The organism is Weissella cibaria, assembly GCF_004521965.1.
GTDB lineage: Bacteria > Bacillota > Bacilli > Lactobacillales > Lactobacillaceae > Weissella > Weissella cibaria_A.
Window position 1 is genome coordinate 1 of record NZ_SDGK01000025.1, and the last position, 17,326, is coordinate 17,326.

The following is a 17,326-nucleotide window of genomic DNA, read 5'->3' on the forward strand; positions in this document are numbered from 1 at the left end:
GATAAATGCAAAAAAAGCGTTGGTGATTAATCACCAACGCCAAAAAGAATAGAACCGTTTTTGACTTTAATCGATTAAGTGGTATGTGCCATGATGAGACAACGTCCCAGGCAGGTATAGTCGCCATGTTTTGTTATGAGATGAAGTTCTTGCATATTCAAATTTAATGTAGTCACCGTACTGAAGGGGTAAGGTTAGGAACCAATGCTGATGTACATTATATTCGTGCAATGATACCTGTCGTAATTGTTTATGAAATTAATTAGCGTACCTGTTAACAGTTAACAGGGTGCGCTTGTAAGTTGATTTTCACCCCGTTAAGATAGGAATATCTTATGGATTATTGGGAGATTATGTAATGAAGGTATTAAGTGGTGCACTAAAGCGTCGGCGTGAACAATTGGGGATTTCTCAAGCAGAGGCTGCGGAAGGTATTTGTCATCAGTCGTTACTATCACGGATTGAACGACTAGATGAAGTGTCGAATATCACAGTGTTACAAAAGCTATGTGATCGTCTACAGCTAACGGTATCGGACGTCGCACGCATGGACAACCGTATGTTGACGACGCTAAGTGTCGTGCGACAATTGATTGAGCGTCGCGAAATTGAGCAGGCAGCAGAAGCGCTGGAAAATCCAGGGTTAATGAGTCGTATTCCAGTCTTTGCTTATCCTGAATACAATGTTTTGTCAGCCCGGGTTGCATTAGCGGAAAATCGAATTGCGGACGCCATGCAATTATTGCAGTTAGCGTTGGGAGATGTCGAAAAGCATCAGTATGAATTGACGGTCGAAATTTTTACGGAGATGGGTGCGACTTGGTTAGCGCAAGGTGAACATATTAACGCATCAGAGTGTTTCGAACGGGCGCGAGGTATTATCCATCGATTGCCACGGGATGTGCAACTCGGTATGGCACGTGTTATTGCGCATACGAACCGTCATCGAGCGGAGATGTATTTGGCTGTTGGAGACCCACAACGAGCGATGGAACGGATTACGGAGGCGATTGATATCTTACCTGCGCCTGAAGTGACAGACTATCATGAAATGGTAGAACTACAAATGTTACGGTCACGTTGTGCAGATGCGTTATCATTAGAAGAAGAAGCAGCCAACGCGAAGATGCTGGTATATGCAGCAGCTGAATTTTCTAAGGATGCCAAATTGCAAGACGATGTGAAGCAATATTTGACACCAGTTATGCCTGAAGAGGTATAGCTAGTAATGAATACTAAAAGCCCCCGGCAAAAATTTTGCTGGGGGTTTAAGCATTAGTAACCACGTGTTAAATCTACGACATTAACCGATAGCGGCTCATTTGCCAAGTAACTTGGTAAGTTCTTCATAAATAGTGGGAACAGGTTGCCAGCACGTCCTGCACTAGAATGTTCTGCCCATGTTGTATGTTGTGTTAGCAGGAGGTTTGGGTGTTGCCACAAGGGTGAATCATCAGGTAATGGTTCAGGCAACGTGACATCCAATGCTGCCTGACGGATAGCCCCTGTTTCCAATGCCGTGATTAAATCACTCTGGTTGACAGTCGTGCCACGACCAACATTGATGAACAAATACAAGTTGCCAAGGGTTGCAAAACGTTCAGCGTTGAAAAAGTTAACCGTTGTGTCAGTGCCTGGCAAGACGTCAACGACAACAGCAATATCATCAGGTAGTGCATCTAGATTGTCGATAGCGACAACGTCATCAAAGTCTTCAACTGGATGACCAGAGGTGTTGACACCATAGACACGTCCACCAAATGCCTTAAGATACCGAGCAATTTGGCGTCCGATGTTGCCGGTTCCAAAGATAACGGTAGGTAGCTCGCTAATTGTATATTGATCAGTGAATTCTTGCCAGCGGGTTTGGGTTTGATAAACATTTAACCCCCGAGCAAAATGCAGGATATAACTGATTACGGATTGAGCAATTGGGACGGACTTCAAACCACTGGCGTTCGTTAACATCACTTGTCGAGCAGAAAGCTCTGCTAAGGGCATGTAATCGACACCGGCCGACATGGTTTGAACCCATCGAAGCCTGCTAGTTGGATCAGCAAGTATTTTCTCACCGATTTCCGTTGACCAGCCGTAACTAATTTCAATTTCGCTGATATCAGCCGCAGTGACTGTGTCAGGTGTTACAACAGTAATGTCGAGATCATGTAAGACGGCGATGTCTTGCGGTTGCAATTTTGTAACTTCTAAGAGTAAGCGTGACATAATAAATTCCTCCTTGATTTGGGTTGCTTACGATAAGTGTATGTTATTTACAGGAGTTCGTCTATTAATAGTGTATTCCCTTTTCTCCACTGTTTGCAAAGATAGCCTGTTAAAATAACCGCATTAATAAATTTAGAGGTTATTGGAAATGACAAATACACGCTTGAAGACTCGTCACATGGTATTGACGGCGCTATTCATTGCAATTATTTTAGTACAATCAATCATTCCATGGTTGGGTTATTTACCACTTGGTGCTTTTGCCGTGGGTGCAGCTGTACAAATTATTAGTGTGACGGTTGCGATCGGTGCGCTTATTCTTGGTCCAGCGCGAGGTGCACTGCTTGGCTTTGCTTGGGGAGCGTATGCGCTATGGAATGCTTGGACGCACGCGCCTGTAATCGGTGGATTTATTTTCCGTAATCCAATTACAGCGCTTGTACCACGTATTCTGGTCGGGTTGATTATTGGCTACCTATATTGGCGTTTTGTAAGGAACCGTTCACTTGGGCAACAAACAATTTGGCTTGTTGGTCTTGGTGCATTATCAGCTTTTATTAACACGTTCTTTGTACTTGGTTTCACCTGGATTGGCTTTACGGTGATGCACACGACCTTTACCGGCATTCCACAAACCGGCTTGCTTGGGTGGTTGATCGTCAGTATTGCTGGATTCAATGGTATTTTTGAAATTATTGTGTCAGCTATTTTGGTGCCCTTGATTGGCGTACCTGTTTTGACGGTGTTGCGTCGAGCAGAGTAAGTCATATTTTTTAGATAAGAGCAACTTGGCCTTAGGCCAATAGCTGCCGTGATAAATCCCAGTTTCATTCGTGAAGCTGGGATTTTTTGCGACAAATGTCCGAAAAGGGTGATTTGTATGAATAAATTCTAAAGCGGTATAAATAAAGTGGTAAAAATAGGACATACTCTGTACAATTATAACTATGTAAGCATTTATTCATTGTTTAGGGATAATTTAATATTTTTATAGGAGGCAAACAGTATGGATTTGACAATAGGGTTGTCTATTTTAGACTTGGCACGTGTGCAATTTGCCATGACAACTGTATTTCACTTCTTCTTCGTACCGCTGTCAATCGGACTAGGTTTGGTTGTTGCAATCATGGAGACGATGTATGTCATCAAAAAAGATGAGCAATACAAACGCATGACGAAGTTCTGGGGTAAGATTTTCTTACTTAGTTTTGCAGTGGGTGTTGTTACAGGTATCGTTCAGGAATTCCAATTTGGGATGAACTGGTCACGATATTCACGCTATGTCGGGGACATCTTTGGACCAGCTTTGGCCGTTGAGGCGTTGGTAGCGTTCTTCATGGAATCGACTTTCTTGGGTTTGTGGATGTTCGGATGGGAGCGTTTCAATAAGGGACTTCACTTGGCGTTTATCTGGATTACCACGATCGGGTCAGCCTTTTCTTCTTTGTGGATTTTGGCAGCTAACTCATTTATGCAAAATCCAATCGGTTTCAAGGTGGATCATAAGTTTGACCGCGCCGTTTTAGTCGATTTTCCAGCATTGCTACAGAATCACCAGTTGTGGCTAGAATTCCCACACGTTATCTTTGGGACGTTCTTGGCAGGATCATTTGTTGTGATGGGAGTGTCTGCTTGGTCATTGTTGCGTAAGCCAACACATGAACTAGATTTCTTTAAGAAGTCAATTAAGATTGCGGCAATTGTGGCATTGGTTGGAACGGTAGGAATTGGCCTGACCGGTGATCGTCACTCATTGTACTTGCAAGATGACCAACCAATGAAGTTCGCTGCAACCGAGGGCCTTGATAAAAACGTTGGTGGTAAGAACGAATCGGCACCTTGGTCGGTCGTTGCTTACACGAATCCAAAAACTCACGAAATTGAATGGTCATTGGACGTGCCATACGTGTTGTCAATTTTGGCGCATCACTCGCTTGTTGGTGGAAGTCAAGGTTGGGCAGAAATTAATAAAGAATTACACGAAAAGTATGATCTTAAATTTGGTAAGGATATGAACTACTACCTACCAAACAATACGATTTACTATGCATTCCGTATTATGGCTATGTCAGCTGGGGCTTTTGGCCTACTATCAGTCGTTGCTTTATGGGCTGTTCGTAAGAAGTCTAAGCTTGATATTACGAAATACAAGTGGGCATTGTGGATTTTCGGACTAGCAATGTACTTGCCATTCGTTGCCATTACGGCTGGTTGGCTGGTTACAGAATTAGGACGAGCACCGTGGGTGGTTTACGGTGTTTTGACAATTGCTGATGCCGTGTCACCAAATGTGTCATTTGCTTCACTACTAACATCAAATATTTTGTACTTCCTAACGTTTGCTGTTTTGGGTGGTTTGATGGTGATGTTGTCACGACGAGTGATGATTTTCGGGCCTGATTCTGAAGAACGTGTGGACGAAGAATTGGTTGATCCATTCTCCGCAAAAGCATTTGAAGCTGGCAAGGAGGTTTAAGCATGACAGATTTTCAAATTTTATGGTTTGTTTTGATTGCCATTCTATTTGCTGGATTTTTCTTTCTAGAGGGATTTGATTTCGGAATTGGAATGGCATTGAAAGGTGTTGCGAAAACAGAACATGAAGAAGATGCGTTGATTGCATCAATTGGTCCTCACTGGGATGGTAATGAAGTATGGTTGATTACTGCCGGTGGTGCCATGTTCGCAGCATTGCCATTTTGGTATGCATCACTATTTTCTGGCTTCTACTTAATCTTATTTGCGATTTTGCTAGGGTTAATCTATCGTGGTGTTTCATTTGAGTTTCGTGAACAAATGAAGACAGCCAAATATCGCAATTTGTGGACAACCATTTCGGCGGTTACGTCGTTCTTTGTACCATTCCTATTCGGTGTTTTGTTTGCAGATGTTGTGCAGGGAATGCCGTTGGATAAAGCCGGCGACATGTCAGCAAAGTTCTTTGACTACTTCAACGTCTTCTCCATTATTGGGGGTGTTGCAGTGGCGTTGCTGTCATATGTCCATGGTTTGAATTACCTCCGCTTGAAGGTAGAGACGGGCGTCCTACACGACCGAGTTCAAACCCAAATCAAGGTATTGTATCCAGTTTTGTTGGTTGGTGAAGTTGCTTTTGCGGTAGGCTTGTTCTTGTTCACCGACTTCTTTGCTAAGAAGCCATTGATTACAGTAGCGTTTCTAGCTGTGATTGTCCTATTGACAGTCATTGCGTGGCTGACCGGTTTGAAGCGTCGTAATGTTTGGTCATTTATCACGTTGGGATTGGCCATTATTGCAGTCGTACTACTACTATTTACCGGTTTATTCCCACGTGTGATTGTTGGGGATGTACCAAGCATGTCATTGCTGTTGAAGAATGCAACATCATCAGCATACACACTGAAGTGGATGACAATTATTTCGTTGACGGCTTTGCCAATTGTCTTGGCATACCAAATTTGGAGTTTCTATATCTTCCGTCAGCGTATTGTTGTTAAGAAGTAATAATGCCCGTCGCGTGCGGACATGGAAGGGGGTCAAGGTTAACTTGGTCCCTTTTGTACATATCGAGAAAATGGAGAGTTTGTCATGTTAGATAAACGATTGTTTAAATTTCCGGGTGCCCGGCAAGCGCTCGGCATGTTATCACTACTAACGTTGATTCAGGCGATTGCTATTATTGGTCAAGGACGGTTTCTAAGTGTCGCCATTACAGATTTGTGGGGTGGCAACCAATTAACATCAATTGGCATGGTGATTGTTTGGTTTATGTTGGCTTACTTGTTGCGAGAAGTAATGGGGGTCGCTAAGCAATATGCGTTAGCCCCATTCGCCGACAAAACGACGGCTAGTTTGCAGACACAGGTAACACAGAAATATGCGGCTTTAGGTCCTCGAACGGTGGCCAATCAAGGTACTGGTAAGTCAGTGACGTTAGCAGTTGAAGGAATTGACCAAGTTCATGATTATTTAACTTTGGTGTTGGTGAAATTATTTGATATGAGCATCACCCCATGGCTCATTTTGTTGTATATTGCGACCATTAATTTCAAACAGGCGGTATTTTTATTTGTCATTTATCCAGTGATTGTGATTTTTATGATTGTGCTGGGATTGGCAGCCCAAGCAAAGGCTGACCGAGAGTATGAAACGTTTAACCGTTTATCAAATCATTTCGTTGATTCACTCCGAGGCCTAACAACGTTGAAACAATTGGGGTTAGCCAAGCAATATGCGCAAAATATTTACGATGTTTCTGAAGACCATCGTAAAGCGACGATGAGTACGCTCAAGATTGCTATCTTATCAACGTTTGCGCTGGATTTTTTTACAACGTTATCGATTGCGGTCGTTGCCTTGTTCTTGGGGTTGGGCTTAATGGATGGAGCAACACATTTATTGCCAGCCTTAACGATTTTAGTTTTGGCGCCCGAATATTTTTTGCCAATTCGTAACTTTGCTAATGATTATCATGCCACGCTAAATGGGAAGAACGCTTTAGCAGATATCATGACTTTGTTAGAACAACCGGTTGCGCCGGAAACAAATCGATATGTGCGACAGAGTCAACGTTGGCAAGCAACGGATACGTTGACTTTAGACCAGGTATCATTTAGCTATCCCAATGCTGACCGACCAGCACTTCAGCAGATTAACTTATCCTTGACAGGTCATACTAAAGTGGCCTTAATTGGCACTTCTGGGTCAGGAAAATCGACTTTGCTCAATTTGTTAGGTGGATTCTTAGTTGGCGAGGGTGATGTAAAGATTAATGAACAAGCATTGCCACACCTACAACAGCGTCAATGGCAAGAGCAAATTCAGGTGTTGCCACAACATCCGTATATTTTTCATGACACACTACGAGCTAACCTGGCATTTTATGCACCCAATCAGCGTGACGAAGATCTGGTTGCAGTGCTACAACGAGTCGGACTCGCCGATTGGTTTGCCAGTCTAGCTGATGGACTGGATACGTTAATTGGTGAAGGGGCAATGCAAACGTCCGGTGGTCAAGCACAACGGATTGGGTTAGCACGGATTATGCTCGACGAAGAGCGTCGTGTTCTTCTGCTGGATGAACCGACTGCACACTTGGATATCGAAACTGAAGCGTTACTAAAAGAAACGATGTTACCGGTTTTCGACAATCGATTAGTTATTTTTGCCACGCATCGTTTACACTGGTTGCGCCAAATGGATTGGATTATTGTGATGCGAGATGGTGAAATAGTTGAACAAGGAACACTGGCTGACTTAATTGCGAATAACGGCTACTTCGTGACCTTACAAGCAGCGATGCGAGGAACGACACATGCGTAAAATGGTATCACTGATCAAACGAGACACCTGGGTATTTCCATACCTCAGGTCATATAAAAAATTATTAGCCTTGATTATTTTCTTAGGATTTATGACAACGTTTTCTGGGGCGGCTTTGATGTTTACCTCAGGGTTCCTGATTTCACGTTCGGCACAGATTCCTGAAAATATTTTGATGGTATATGTTCCCATCGTGTTGACACGTGCATTCGGAATTGGACGACCATCATTCCGCTACGCCGAGCGACTCGTGTCACACAATTGGGTACTTAAAATTGTGTCTACTTTCCGTCGGCGGTTATATGAATTAGTTGAAACGGGAACAAAATCGGTTTATGCGAAAACGCAAACGGGTGAGGTTTTAAATGTTTTAGCAAATGACTTGTTTAAGATTGAAAACTTTTACTTGCGGACCCTGTTTCCAACCGTAATTGGGTCAGTCATCTACGTACTAATTGCGATTGGTGTTGGCGTATTTAACTGGAGATTTGCCTTGGCAATCTTCTTGATATTGGGGATGAGCACCATTTTAGCGCCGATGATTACGCTAGCCGTCAATGGGGCACGTGACTTTAAACAACAGCAACTAGAAGCCGAATTATATACAGACTTAACTGATACGGTCATGGGCTTGCAAGATTGGATTTTAGCTGGCCGAACAGCAGAATTGGCTGAGCGACAACAAGCTGACTTTAATGCCATTAATCAGTTGAAGTCTAAACAGGCGCATTTTAATTGGTGGCGTGATTTTAGTGGTGCGATAATAATTGGCTTTACGGCAATTGTCTTGCTAGTTTTTGCAACGCGTCACTTTGGGAGCACAAGTTTAGGGGTTAATTGGATTGCAGCATTTGTGTTAGCTATTTTTCCGGCCGAAGATGCCTTGACCTCGATTAGCACTGGGGTAGGTGAATGGCCGCGTTATCAAAATTCGATTACACGGTTAAATGAGATGGATGAACAGGCGCAAGCTGAGGCACAGTTACAAACGGCACAGCAGGATGCACTGCCAGGCAATTCGACAATTGTGCTCAATCAGGTGACGTTTGGTTATGATCAAACACCGGTACTACAGGACCTATCTCTGACGATTCCAGATGGACAAAAAATCGCGATTCTTGGTCAATCTGGTGCAGGAAAGACAACCCTTTTGAAACTATTACTTGGTGACGAAATGCCCTTAGCTGGTAAAGTTACCATTGGTGGGACGGCAGTGGCTGATTTGAGTAGCCAACGGTCGACATTAATTGCGGTGTTAGATCAACAACCGTACCTATTTGCTAGTACGGTCGCTAATAATTTGCGGTTGGGGAAACTTGACGCGACTGATGCAGAGTTATGGGACGTGTTAGAACAGGTTAATCTAAATAAACTCGTGGTACAATTACCTGATGGCCTAGCCACACCAATGAGTGAGATGGGGAGTCGTTTCTCCGGTGGTGAACGACAACGATTCGCGTTGGCCCGTATCTTATTGCAAGATACACCGATTGTAATTTTAGATGAACCAACAGTTGCGCTAGATCCAATTACGGAATTGGCCGTATTGCAGACAATTTTTAAAACATTACATGATAAAACTGTGATTTGGGTTACCCACCACTTGACCGGAATCGAGCTCGTTGATAAGGTTATTTTTATAGAGAATCAGCAAATTGCGATGGCGGGTACACCAGCTAAGTTAACGACCACTGAGCGTCGTTTCCAGCGCCTGCTGGCTCTGGATCATGGCGATTTAATGTCGGAATAGGAGGGGAAGGTGATGGCAAAAAGAAAAAAGCGTCGGTCAGGACGGCCAAAACGCAATTTTCAGTTGTCACATTTTTTCGTTAAAAAAGGGCGACTGCAATGGTCGCGGGTGATTGTATTAGCTGTGCTTATTCTAGGCGTGGCTGTTTGGCAAACTGATATGCAACATCATGAGGCTGTCGCGCAGACGCCGACGGCTGATTTACCGTTAAATCAATTAACCCGGGAACAATTCATTGACCGTCTTGCCCCAGAAGCCCAAAATTTGCAGGCGGAGTATGGTGTACGTGCCTCAATTAGTATTGCGCAAGCCGCTTTAGAATCAGATTGGGGACGATCGGAGCTTGCTGCAAAATATAATAATTTCTTTGGGGTGAAGGCTTCACCCGGTATGCCGAGCGTGACACTGGCTACTAAAGAATATGTTAATGACGAATGGGTGACCATCAATGCAAGTTTCAGAACGTATCAAGATTGGCGTACGTCGATGGATGACCACGCGTACCTCTTGGCCCACGGGACGACGGATAATGCCAAACGTTATGCAGGCGTGATTTATGCAGTCGATTATAAAGCGGCGGCGCAGGCGCTAGTTAGTGGTGGTTATGCGACTGATCCAGGTTATGCGACAAAAATCGTGCAAATGATTGAAACGTACCATTTAAATCAATATGATGTTAATTAGAGTTACGAAACGAAGTGAGAAAAAGTATGAGTCTTGAATTTTTACCAGGATCAACAATTGGTATTTTAGGCGATGATATGATGAGCCAGTATGTCGCTCAAGTTGCCCATAATATGGGTTATAATGTGGCGGCATATAGTACGAGCCCTGAGGCGCCAGTGTTGTCTGAAGCGGACTATCGTTTCGTTGAAACAGCCGGTGATCTAACAGCGCTGCAAAATTTTTTGGCGCTATCATCAATGGTGACTTATACGTCATCATGGTTACCGGCCAAAGTTATCGACGCATTGGCTGAATCACGGTTACCACAGGGTACGGATTTATTACAACTGACCGATGATCACGCTCTGGGACGAGCATTTGCCGAAAGTCAGTCATTAAATATTTTGCCGTATGAAACAGTGAGCTCATTGGACGAGGTTGCACATGCAGCCACGGACCTTGGTTACCCGGTGGTGGTTAAACCAATTTTTAAACACAAGCATCACGATGATACCGTTATTCTGCGAGGCGATTGGGATTTGGGCCTTGTTGCACCAATGATTGATGGTGGCACGTTGATTGTTGAGACGTGGCTCGATGATGTCCAAGAATTTACCATGACGGCAGTTCGCGGCGCCACAGGGGACATTAAAATTTACCCATTGCGACAAACTGCGGTTGCGACAGATCACATGCGACGTGCGTGGACTATTGGAGACATCGCCGATGATTTAATGACGGTTATGTTGGGCGTAACAGAGCAAGTCGGTGGAGCTTTGCAGTACATTGGTGCTTATAACGTGGCATTCTTCTACAGTAGTACGGGTAACCTTTATATTCGTGATATTGCAGCGGGTGTGCAAGAAACAGCTGCCGTTTATACAGCAACAACCAATGTATCTGTTGCTGAGCAACACGTGCGGGCTATTACGGGACAAGCACTGTCAGACATTTTAATTAATCAGGCAGCAATCTATATGCCGTTTACAACTGAACAAGTGCCGGCATTGATGCGTCATTGGGAAATTCAAGCTAATTGGCAGATTTATTTTTACCGTTTTCCTGATACAACTGGGACAGCAGGGTATGTCTTAGCTTGTGGTCCTTCAGTGACGTTGTTGTTTAATCAATTGCACGTGGCCGGTGTTTGGCAGTTTGCCGATTAACATTATCAAATAAAAAAATACCTTTACGTACGCCCTAAAGGTGAACTGAGCCCCATGAGTTGGAGTAAATCTAACTCATGGGGTTTTTGTATGTTTTCAAAAGAAATTCAAATAGAAGCGGTTTCTCTGTATCTCAAAGGTGTACCAACTGTTGAAATACGCAAGAAATTCGGAATTAAGGGATCAGCAATGCTTGGAATCTGGGTAGAATCCATAAAGCGTGACGGAATATATGGAATTAAAGATTCCCATAGAAAGCAGACAAGTTATCCGTATTCCTTTAAAATCAAGGTAATTAATTGGCGACTTACACATCACGCATCTTATCCTGTAGCAGCGAGAAAGTTCAGGGTGACTAGCCCTTCGTTGATTTGGCAGTGGGAACGTGCATTGGAGTCTGGTCGGTCGTCTAAAACCTGACAAACGAAGGCGGAAACGAACCATGAACAAGCAAGAACAAGATAAACTCAAGAAGCTAGAAGAAGAGAATGAACTGCTTCGCATCAAGGCGGTCTACCTGGAAAAACTCGAAGCCTTAGCTCAGGAAAAGAAGAAATTACAAACCAAGACAAAGCGGTAGTAATCGCTGTGCTAAGGCAAGAGTTGAAGTGTAAGTTGAAGCTACTTCTTCAAGTAGCTGAAATGTCTAGTAGCAGTTATCATGACGCGTGCAAACGTGCGTACAAGGAGTATCCGCGTGAGTTGATTGATACGATCATATCAATTCGTGATGGCAATCCGGATTACGGTTATCGTCGTGTCACACAAGAGCTTCGCAATCGTGGATTCAACACCAACCATAAGGTTGTGTTGGAAATCATGAAGATGAATGGGCTTCTCTGTACTGCTTTCAATCGTTTGACGCGGAAGTACAATTCGTACGTCGGCACTGTTGGTCATATCGCACCGAACCGTGTAAACCGTCGGTTCACAACAGGTCGACCATATCAGAAGGTTCTCACCGACATCACAGAAATCCGCTGGGGATCAGGCACGGTGACAGAACAGACTTATTTCACTGTATATTATTGATGTTTATAGCGGTGAAATACTCACCTGGAATATTGATTTATATCCAGCGGTAGAGTTCGTTACTAAGCCATTAGACGAACTACTACAAAATAGGCCAGAGTTAAATTATCGAATGACAATTCACTCTGACCAAGGTTTTCAGTATCAAAATTATGAGTATGTATCACGGTTAAAGAATAACCGTGTGTTCCAGAGCATGAGTCGCAAAGCGACATGCTGAGATAACGCAATGGCCGAAAGTATCTTTCACATCGTAAAGGTAGGAACGGTACACAACAACCACTACCAAAGTTATGACGGACTGAAGTCCGCCATAACCAACTATGTCTATTACTACAACAATAAGCGGATTAAAACAAAATTGGCCGGAAAAACTCCGGTTCAATACCGAAATCTTTCCGACCAGTTAGCCGCTTAAACTTCACTCCAATTTTTGGGTTTCAGTTCAAGGTAGTTTTTTTAACCCATCATAACTTGGAACAGCGTGATGAACACACCTGCCAATGAGAGTAATAACATAAAAATAACGAAGCCTTGAATAATCTTTTGCATCGTTGACTTTTCTTTTTTCTTAGCCATATGATTTCCTTTTTGATTGCTGATTAATTCTATTGTACCATTTGACGATATGATAGAATAGACAAGTAGAACGACTATTAGGCAGTTGTTAAAATTAGTGTAGGAGGACAACCATGCTGACGGTTTTTAACTGGCCCATTACAGCCGCCCTGGTTTTTGTTATGTGGGGTTTCCTGTGGATTGGTCAACGCACGGTCTTCCTGTATAGCTGGCCGAAGCATATGCGGTCAATTGATTTAGCAACTTTTGTAACGTGGTGGAGTATTGAATCGATGGCGTTTCAAATTTGGCATCAATCAATTTTAGCGCCAATTTTATTGATGTTTGTCCTCTGGGGCATTGGTATTGCTCTGTATCAAGGTTTTGTGCGCGAAACATTTGAGACGCGCAAATTCTGGATTATGTGGTGGCGCGTTGTTGGTCTGGGCAGTTTTGTAGTAATGATTGCAATGGCAATCTTTGCTTTTGTTGTGACGAAATAGAAAGAGATAATAATTATGGAGAAAATTGAAGGTTACGTTAAGACCTGGAATGCTGATAATGGATTTGGTTTTATTGAATTGAAGGGCGAAGAGGACGTATTCGTCCACTTTTCAGCAATTGAAACACCACGTGTTCGTGATTTAGAAGTTGGTGAACCGGTTAAGCTGGTTGTCGTACAGGGCGTTCGTGGTCCACAAGCAGCGGCTGTTGAGGTTAAAGTGACTGGGGAGGCATAACATGGCGTCACAATATGACGATAAGTTTCGTGAGCGCGTTATTTCTGAAGAGGAACAATATGACGGTCATATCGTTCGGGTAACCGAGCAGACTGTTATCTTACCAGACGGTCGCCAAGCTAAGCGTGATGTTGTTTATCATGCCGATGCCATTGGTGTATTAGCATTGACCGCCGATGATGAAATGATTCTGGAACGTCAATGGCGTGCACCGGTCAAAAAAGTGACACTGGAAATACCGGCCGGTAAAATGGATGAACGCGATACGGATCCGTTAGATACGGTTAATCGTGAGTTAAATGAAGAAACGCGGTTACAAGCGGGCCATGTCGAAAAGATCGCCGGCTTTTATACGTCGATTGGGTTTGCAGATGAATTCATGACGCTTTATTTAGCGACCGATTTGGTGCCAGTCGGAACCGAACTGCCACAAGATGACGATGAGCAAATCGATTTGGTGACCGTGGACTTTGCTGAGGCAACACGTTTGTTTGAAGCGGGCGAACTTGATGACGGTAAGACCGCAATGGCTTATTTGTACTGGAAGACACTTCGTTTGGCAGGTAAGTGATATGTTTTGGCAGAAGGAAAAGACACCTCAAGGCCCAGCTGATTATACGACCGATGGCAATGATGATGGGCTAGGTAGTGTACCGTTACAGTCGCAACCTGAACAAGTAAACGATCATTTAACGCGGCGAGAGTATCGTTTATCGGGTAAGGGGCGTTATGAACTCGACCCGATAACGCATGAACTGACGCCGGTTGGAAAATCTGCCCGTTTAAAGCATCGACTTAATATCGCGATTATTGTGTTAGGGGTATTAATCGTTGTAACTTATTTAATATTATTTTTGTTGTAGTAGAGTGATTTTGAAAGTGAGAGTTTAACGAACATGCGTTATGGAATTATTAATGCCATGGCTGAAGAAAAAGCAGCCTTGGTAACAGCAATGACGGACGAAAAGCAGACGACGATTGCCGGCAAACTTTTTCACCATGGTAAGATTGGTAACGTTGACGTTGTAGTGGTTGAGTCAGGAATTGGGAAGGTTGCGTCAGCATTGACGACAACTTTGTTAATTACAAACTTTGCGGTTGATGCCGTGATTAATTCTGGATCAGCTGGCGCATTGGGTGCTGACTTACGCATTGGGGATGTAGTGGTAGCGTCAGAATTGGCTTACGCCGACGCAGATGCCCGTGCATTTGGTTATGTCTACGGGCAAGTACCACAACAACCAGCACGCTTTGTGACGGATGAAGACCTATCAGCAGGCTTGGCAGATGTATATGGTGATGTGACTGACGCTCGTTTGGTTCGTGGCTTAATCGTGACGAGTGATTCGTTTATCTCTGGTGAAGAGCAAAAACAAACCATTTTGGCAGATTTTGCTGACGCACAATCTGCTGAGATGGAAGGAGCATCAATTGCCCAAGTGGCGCATTACTTCGATGTCCCATTTACCGTTGTTCGCGCCATCTCAGATAATGCAAACGGTGAGGCTGGCCCAACATTTGATGAATTTATCGTCGATGCTGGTAAGCAATCAGCGCAGGTTTTGATCGATTTCTTCAACAAGCAATAAAGCAGACTAGGAATCTCGGAGGTTTTATACCGCCGACGTGACCAATAGCTGCTGTGATAAATATTAATGGTTAGAAAGCAACGTTGCAGGATGATGCAACGTTGCTTTTTTAGATGATTACAATTCTGCGACCCTACATAGCGTGTCATAACTGGTTGCAATAGTTGTTAAGCATATCAACTTACAAAAAGTACACCTTTTTATTTCCATTTCAAAAATAGTTCTGTTATTCTAATATCATTCATTAAGAGAATTACATGAAACGAAGGAGCATCCGAATATGACTATCCGTGGAATTCACCACTTGACGACGATTACGTCAGATTCACCAAAGATTTTTGATTTCTTTTCAGGAGTTTTGGGTCTTCACTTGATTAAGAAGACCGTCAACCAAGATGACGTACGTACGTACCATTTGTACTTTACTGATGATATGGGATCAGCTGGAACGGTTTTGACGTTCTTCGACTTCCCAGGTATCAATAAGGCCATCCACGGTACGGATGAAATTACGCGTACGGCGTTCCGTATTCCTTCAGACGCTTCATTCGATTACTGGATTAAGCGTTTTGACGAATTCGGTGTTAAGCACGACGCAGAGACTCACGAAGAGTTTGGTGTAAAGTACTTGGACTTTGAGGACTTCGACGGACAATTGTACGCTTTGGAGTCAAACGAAAAGAACACCGGTACTTGGGCTGAAGGTACGCCATGGCAATATTCATCAGTTGAGCCACAGCACGCTGTACTTGGTTTGGGTGCACAATTGTTGACGATTAACAATGAAAACGCTATGCACATGGTTTTGACTTCTGTTTTGGGCGCTAAGGAAGTCGCCCGTGATGGCGATGATGTGTTGTACGAGTTCGACAATGCCGGATTCGGTGGTCAAGTCCACACGCGTTTGGTACGTTTGTTGCCACGTGGTTTGCAAGGTTATGGAAACGCGCATCACTTTGCCTTGGCAGTCGATGATGAGACGGCTTTGAACTTCTGGATCAACCGTTTGCGTCAATTGGGCTTCCAAGACTCTGGATTCGTGGATCGTTTCTACTTCAAGTCAGAGTACTTCCGTCCAACGCCAGGAATCTTGTTCGAAATTGCTACGAACGGACCGGGATTCTTGCAAGACGAGACGTACGAAGAGGCTGGTCACCACTTGGAGTTGCCACCATTCTTGGAGAACATGCGTGATGAAATTGAAGCTGGATTGATTCCATTCAACTCATCAAACGATGATTTGCCTTCACCAGAGGTGTTCAAGAAGAACGTTTCTGATAACGCAGAAAACTAATGATTAATCTGAAGCAGGAACAAGTTGAAACTTGGTTCCTGCTTTTTTTATAAATTAGGTACACTAAAAGTACGGAAAAGAGGTTGCTTTTCACTTGTTAAAAGTTAGTTAAAGTAGATATAATAGAGACACTTACTCGAACGGAGAATAAATAATGGCTAAGAAAAAGTATAAAAACACCATTCGGCATGCCTATGTATCAGGTGACCCTGATTTAGCACCAATTTTGTTACTACACGGAACTGGTGGTAATGAAACCGACTTGCTTGAAATTGCTGAATTCTTGGCGCCCGAAAATCCTAAGATTTCGATTCGTGGCCGAGTTAGCGAAAATGGTATGAATCGTTATTTTGAGCGTTATGGAGAGGGAGAGTTTAATCTTGAATCTTTGCACGCAGAAACAGATTGGTTAGTTGATGCGGTTCATGAACTGGCTAAGCGTTATGAGCTTCATGAAGAGGCCATGATTATGATGGGCTTCTCAAACGGGGCAAATATTGGGGCTCATGCGATGATGGCTCGTGAAGACACGCCATGGAAGGCAGCGTTGCTCTTCCACGCGATGTCGGTTGAACGATTGGAAGAGATTCAAGATTTGACGGATACGCGCGTCTTCGCATCATTTGGTGAATTTGATCCAATTATCTCGGAGACCAACTTCGATATGCTGACGGAAGATTTGCACAAAGGTGGCACACTATTGTCGACATTTGCGATTAAGACGTCACACACGATGTCGCAACCTGAAATGCAAGCAGCGAAGCTTTGGCTTGATGCAAATGACTTACTCGATGTGGATGATGAGCCAGAGTGGCCAGCTTCAATGATGTATGGTAAGGATGAACACGGTCATGACCACCACCACAAAGAGGATGATCATGATTGGCACTACCCAGATGGTGAACCGGCTGAAGATGAAGATGAGGTAGCCAAGTTGCCCGAAGACTAGTAAAATTATTCACATAAGCGGCTGCTTAAATGGTACGGAAAGTTACTAGTAAAGGGAG

The 17,326-nt window shown here is 43.7% G+C and carries 22 protein-coding genes; 20 read left to right on the plus strand and 2 right to left on the minus strand.

Annotated elements, in window-relative coordinates:
* The first annotated feature begins 358 nt into the window (after positions 1–358).
* Positions 359–1,222, plus strand: coding sequence for a helix-turn-helix domain-containing protein (locus EST42_RS03840; protein ID WP_134644288.1), 864 nt, complete (start codon positions 359–361; stop codon positions 1,220–1,222).
* A 53-nt stretch (positions 1,223–1,275) separates the two neighbouring features.
* Here EST42_RS03840 and EST42_RS03845 read toward each other — a convergent pair whose 3' ends face one another.
* Positions 1,276–2,223, minus strand: a complete 948-nt coding sequence (locus EST42_RS03845) for an NAD(P)-dependent oxidoreductase (protein ID WP_134644289.1) — start codon at positions 2,221–2,223, stop codon at positions 1,276–1,278.
* Between the two features lie 148 nt (positions 2,224–2,371).
* Between EST42_RS03845 and EST42_RS03850 the strand changes: the two genes are divergently transcribed.
* The 12 genes from EST42_RS03850 (at position 2,372) to EST42_RS11535 (ending at position 12,556) form a co-directional block, all read left to right on the plus strand.
* A complete protein-coding gene (locus EST42_RS03850) occupies positions 2,372–2,986 on the plus strand; it encodes an ECF transporter S component (protein ID WP_134644290.1) in 615 nt (204 codons plus the stop codon).
* A 243-nt stretch (positions 2,987–3,229) separates the two neighbouring features.
* Entirely contained in the window at positions 3,230–4,699 is a 1,470-nt protein-coding gene (locus EST42_RS03855) for a cytochrome ubiquinol oxidase subunit I (protein ID WP_134644291.1), read from the plus strand.
* A gap of 2 nt (positions 4,700–4,701) precedes the next feature.
* Complete coding sequence (gene cydB / locus EST42_RS03860; RefSeq protein WP_134644292.1) at positions 4,702–5,706, plus strand: cytochrome d ubiquinol oxidase subunit II; 1,005 nt, start codon at positions 4,702–4,704, stop codon at positions 5,704–5,706.
* An 84-nt stretch (positions 5,707–5,790) separates the two neighbouring features.
* The gene (cydD, locus tag EST42_RS03865) at positions 5,791–7,524 is read left to right on the plus strand and encodes a thiol reductant ABC exporter subunit CydD (RefSeq protein WP_134644293.1); all 1,734 of its coding nucleotides are present in this window, start codon (positions 5,791–5,793) and stop codon (positions 7,522–7,524) included.
* A complete protein-coding gene (cydC, locus tag EST42_RS03870) occupies positions 7,517–9,274 on the plus strand; it encodes a thiol reductant ABC exporter subunit CydC (protein ID WP_134644294.1) in 1,758 nt (585 codons plus the stop codon). The genes cydD and cydC overlap by 8 nt, the downstream gene beginning before the upstream one ends.
* A 12-nt stretch (positions 9,275–9,286) precedes the next feature.
* The gene (locus EST42_RS03875) at positions 9,287–9,958 is read left to right on the plus strand and encodes a glycoside hydrolase family 73 protein (RefSeq protein ID WP_134644295.1); all 672 of its coding nucleotides are present in this window, start codon (positions 9,287–9,289) and stop codon (positions 9,956–9,958) included.
* 26 nt (positions 9,959–9,984) lie between these two features.
* Entirely contained in the window at positions 9,985–11,106 is a 1,122-nt protein-coding gene (locus EST42_RS03880) for an ATP-grasp domain-containing protein (protein ID WP_134644296.1), read from the plus strand.
* A gap of 90 nt (positions 11,107–11,196) precedes the next feature.
* Positions 11,197–11,526: a hypothetical protein gene (locus EST42_RS10985; RefSeq protein WP_245150372.1), complete on the plus strand. Its 330-nt coding sequence runs from the start codon at positions 11,197–11,199 to the stop codon at positions 11,524–11,526.
* Between the two features lie 22 nt (positions 11,527–11,548).
* Entirely contained in the window at positions 11,549–11,686 is a 138-nt protein-coding gene (locus tag EST42_RS10990) for a hypothetical protein (protein ID WP_245150373.1), read from the plus strand.
* Between the two features lie 122 nt (positions 11,687–11,808).
* Complete coding sequence (locus EST42_RS03890) at positions 11,809–12,138, plus strand: IS3 family transposase (protein ID WP_167711082.1); 330 nt, start codon at positions 11,809–11,811, stop codon at positions 12,136–12,138.
* 31 nt (positions 12,139–12,169) lie between these two features.
* A complete protein-coding gene (locus tag EST42_RS11530) occupies positions 12,170–12,358 on the plus strand; it encodes a hypothetical protein (RefSeq protein ID WP_425335773.1) in 189 nt (62 codons plus the stop codon).
* A 9-nt stretch (positions 12,359–12,367) separates the two neighbouring features.
* Entirely contained in the window at positions 12,368–12,556 is a 189-nt protein-coding gene (locus EST42_RS11535) for an IS3 family transposase (RefSeq protein ID WP_134644298.1), read from the plus strand.
* Positions 12,557–12,597: 41 nt separating this feature from the next.
* Here the strand turns inward: EST42_RS11535 and EST42_RS03905 are convergent, their stop codons facing one another.
* Complete coding sequence (locus EST42_RS03905) at positions 12,598–12,717, minus strand: DUF4044 domain-containing protein (RefSeq protein ID WP_010373386.1); 120 nt, start codon at positions 12,715–12,717, stop codon at positions 12,598–12,600.
* Positions 12,718–12,830: 113 nt separating this feature from the next.
* On the opposite strand from EST42_RS03905, the gene EST42_RS03910 reads away from it, so the two are divergent.
* The 7 genes from EST42_RS03910 (at position 12,831) to EST42_RS03940 (ending at position 17,268) form a co-directional block, all read left to right on the plus strand.
* Positions 12,831–13,199 carry a DUF3397 family protein gene (locus EST42_RS03910; protein ID WP_134644299.1) on the plus strand — a complete coding sequence of 123 codons (369 nt, stop codon included), beginning with the start codon at positions 12,831–12,833 and terminating at the stop codon, positions 13,197–13,199.
* Between the two features lie 24 nt (positions 13,200–13,223).
* Entirely contained in the window at positions 13,224–13,436 is a 213-nt protein-coding gene (locus EST42_RS03915) for a cold-shock protein (protein ID WP_343109541.1), read from the plus strand.
* 1 nt (position 13,437) lies between these two features.
* The gene (locus tag EST42_RS03920; RefSeq protein ID WP_134644300.1) at positions 13,438–14,007 is read left to right on the plus strand and encodes an NUDIX hydrolase; all 570 of its coding nucleotides are present in this window, start codon (positions 13,438–13,440) and stop codon (positions 14,005–14,007) included.
* A gap of 1 nt (position 14,008) precedes the next feature.
* Positions 14,009–14,299, plus strand: a complete 291-nt coding sequence (locus tag EST42_RS03925; protein WP_134644301.1) for a hypothetical protein — start codon at positions 14,009–14,011, stop codon at positions 14,297–14,299.
* 33 nt (positions 14,300–14,332) lie between these two features.
* Positions 14,333–15,025, plus strand: a complete 693-nt coding sequence (locus EST42_RS03930) for a 5'-methylthioadenosine/adenosylhomocysteine nucleosidase (RefSeq protein WP_134644302.1) — start codon at positions 14,333–14,335, stop codon at positions 15,023–15,025.
* A gap of 280 nt (positions 15,026–15,305) precedes the next feature.
* A complete protein-coding gene (locus EST42_RS03935) occupies positions 15,306–16,319 on the plus strand; it encodes a VOC family protein (protein ID WP_134644303.1) in 1,014 nt (337 codons plus the stop codon).
* A 154-nt stretch (positions 16,320–16,473) separates the two neighbouring features.
* Complete coding sequence (locus EST42_RS03940; protein WP_134644304.1) at positions 16,474–17,268, plus strand: alpha/beta hydrolase; 795 nt, start codon at positions 16,474–16,476, stop codon at positions 17,266–17,268.
* Positions 17,269–17,326 lie beyond the last annotated feature (58 nt).

Excerpts from the sequence above, each read along its gene's own strand:
- EST42_RS03880 (WP_134644296.1), top strand. The coding sequence starts at position 9,985 with ATGAGTCTTGAATTTTTACCAGGATCAACAATTGGTATTTTAGGCGAT.
- EST42_RS11535 (WP_134644298.1), top strand. The coding sequence starts at position 12,368 with ATGGCCGAAAGTATCTTTCACATCGTAAAGGTAGGAACGGTACACAAC.
- cydB (WP_134644292.1), top strand. The coding sequence starts at position 4,702 with ATGACAGATTTTCAAATTTTATGGTTTGTTTTGATTGCCATTCTATTT.
- EST42_RS03910 (WP_134644299.1), top strand. The coding sequence starts at position 12,831 with ATGCTGACGGTTTTTAACTGGCCCATTACAGCCGCCCTGGTTTTTGTT.
- cydC (WP_134644294.1), top strand. The coding sequence starts at position 7,517 with ATGCGTAAAATGGTATCACTGATCAAACGAGACACCTGGGTATTTCCA.
- EST42_RS03905 (WP_010373386.1), bottom strand. The coding sequence starts at position 12,717 with ATGGCTAAGAAAAAAGAAAAGTCAACGATGCAAAAGATTATTCAAGGC.
- cydD (WP_134644293.1), top strand. The coding sequence starts at position 5,791 with ATGTTAGATAAACGATTGTTTAAATTTCCGGGTGCCCGGCAAGCGCTC.
- EST42_RS03925 (WP_134644301.1), top strand. The coding sequence starts at position 14,009 with ATGTTTTGGCAGAAGGAAAAGACACCTCAAGGCCCAGCTGATTATACG.
- EST42_RS03850 (WP_134644290.1), top strand. The coding sequence starts at position 2,372 with ATGACAAATACACGCTTGAAGACTCGTCACATGGTATTGACGGCGCTA.
- EST42_RS03940 (WP_134644304.1), top strand. The coding sequence starts at position 16,474 with ATGGCTAAGAAAAAGTATAAAAACACCATTCGGCATGCCTATGTATCA.
- EST42_RS03855 (WP_134644291.1), top strand. The coding sequence starts at position 3,230 with ATGGATTTGACAATAGGGTTGTCTATTTTAGACTTGGCACGTGTGCAA.
- EST42_RS03935 (WP_134644303.1), top strand. The coding sequence starts at position 15,306 with ATGACTATCCGTGGAATTCACCACTTGACGACGATTACGTCAGATTCA.
- EST42_RS03930 (WP_134644302.1), top strand. The coding sequence starts at position 14,333 with ATGCGTTATGGAATTATTAATGCCATGGCTGAAGAAAAAGCAGCCTTG.
- EST42_RS10990 (WP_245150373.1), top strand. The coding sequence starts at position 11,549 with ATGAACAAGCAAGAACAAGATAAACTCAAGAAGCTAGAAGAAGAGAAT.
- EST42_RS03845 (WP_134644289.1), bottom strand. The coding sequence starts at position 2,223 with ATGTCACGCTTACTCTTAGAAGTTACAAAATTGCAACCGCAAGACATC.
- EST42_RS03840 (WP_134644288.1), top strand. The coding sequence starts at position 359 with ATGAAGGTATTAAGTGGTGCACTAAAGCGTCGGCGTGAACAATTGGGG.
- EST42_RS03920 (WP_134644300.1), top strand. The coding sequence starts at position 13,438 with ATGGCGTCACAATATGACGATAAGTTTCGTGAGCGCGTTATTTCTGAA.
- EST42_RS03875 (WP_134644295.1), top strand. The coding sequence starts at position 9,287 with ATGGCAAAAAGAAAAAAGCGTCGGTCAGGACGGCCAAAACGCAATTTT.
- EST42_RS10985 (WP_245150372.1), top strand. The coding sequence starts at position 11,197 with ATGTTTTCAAAAGAAATTCAAATAGAAGCGGTTTCTCTGTATCTCAAA.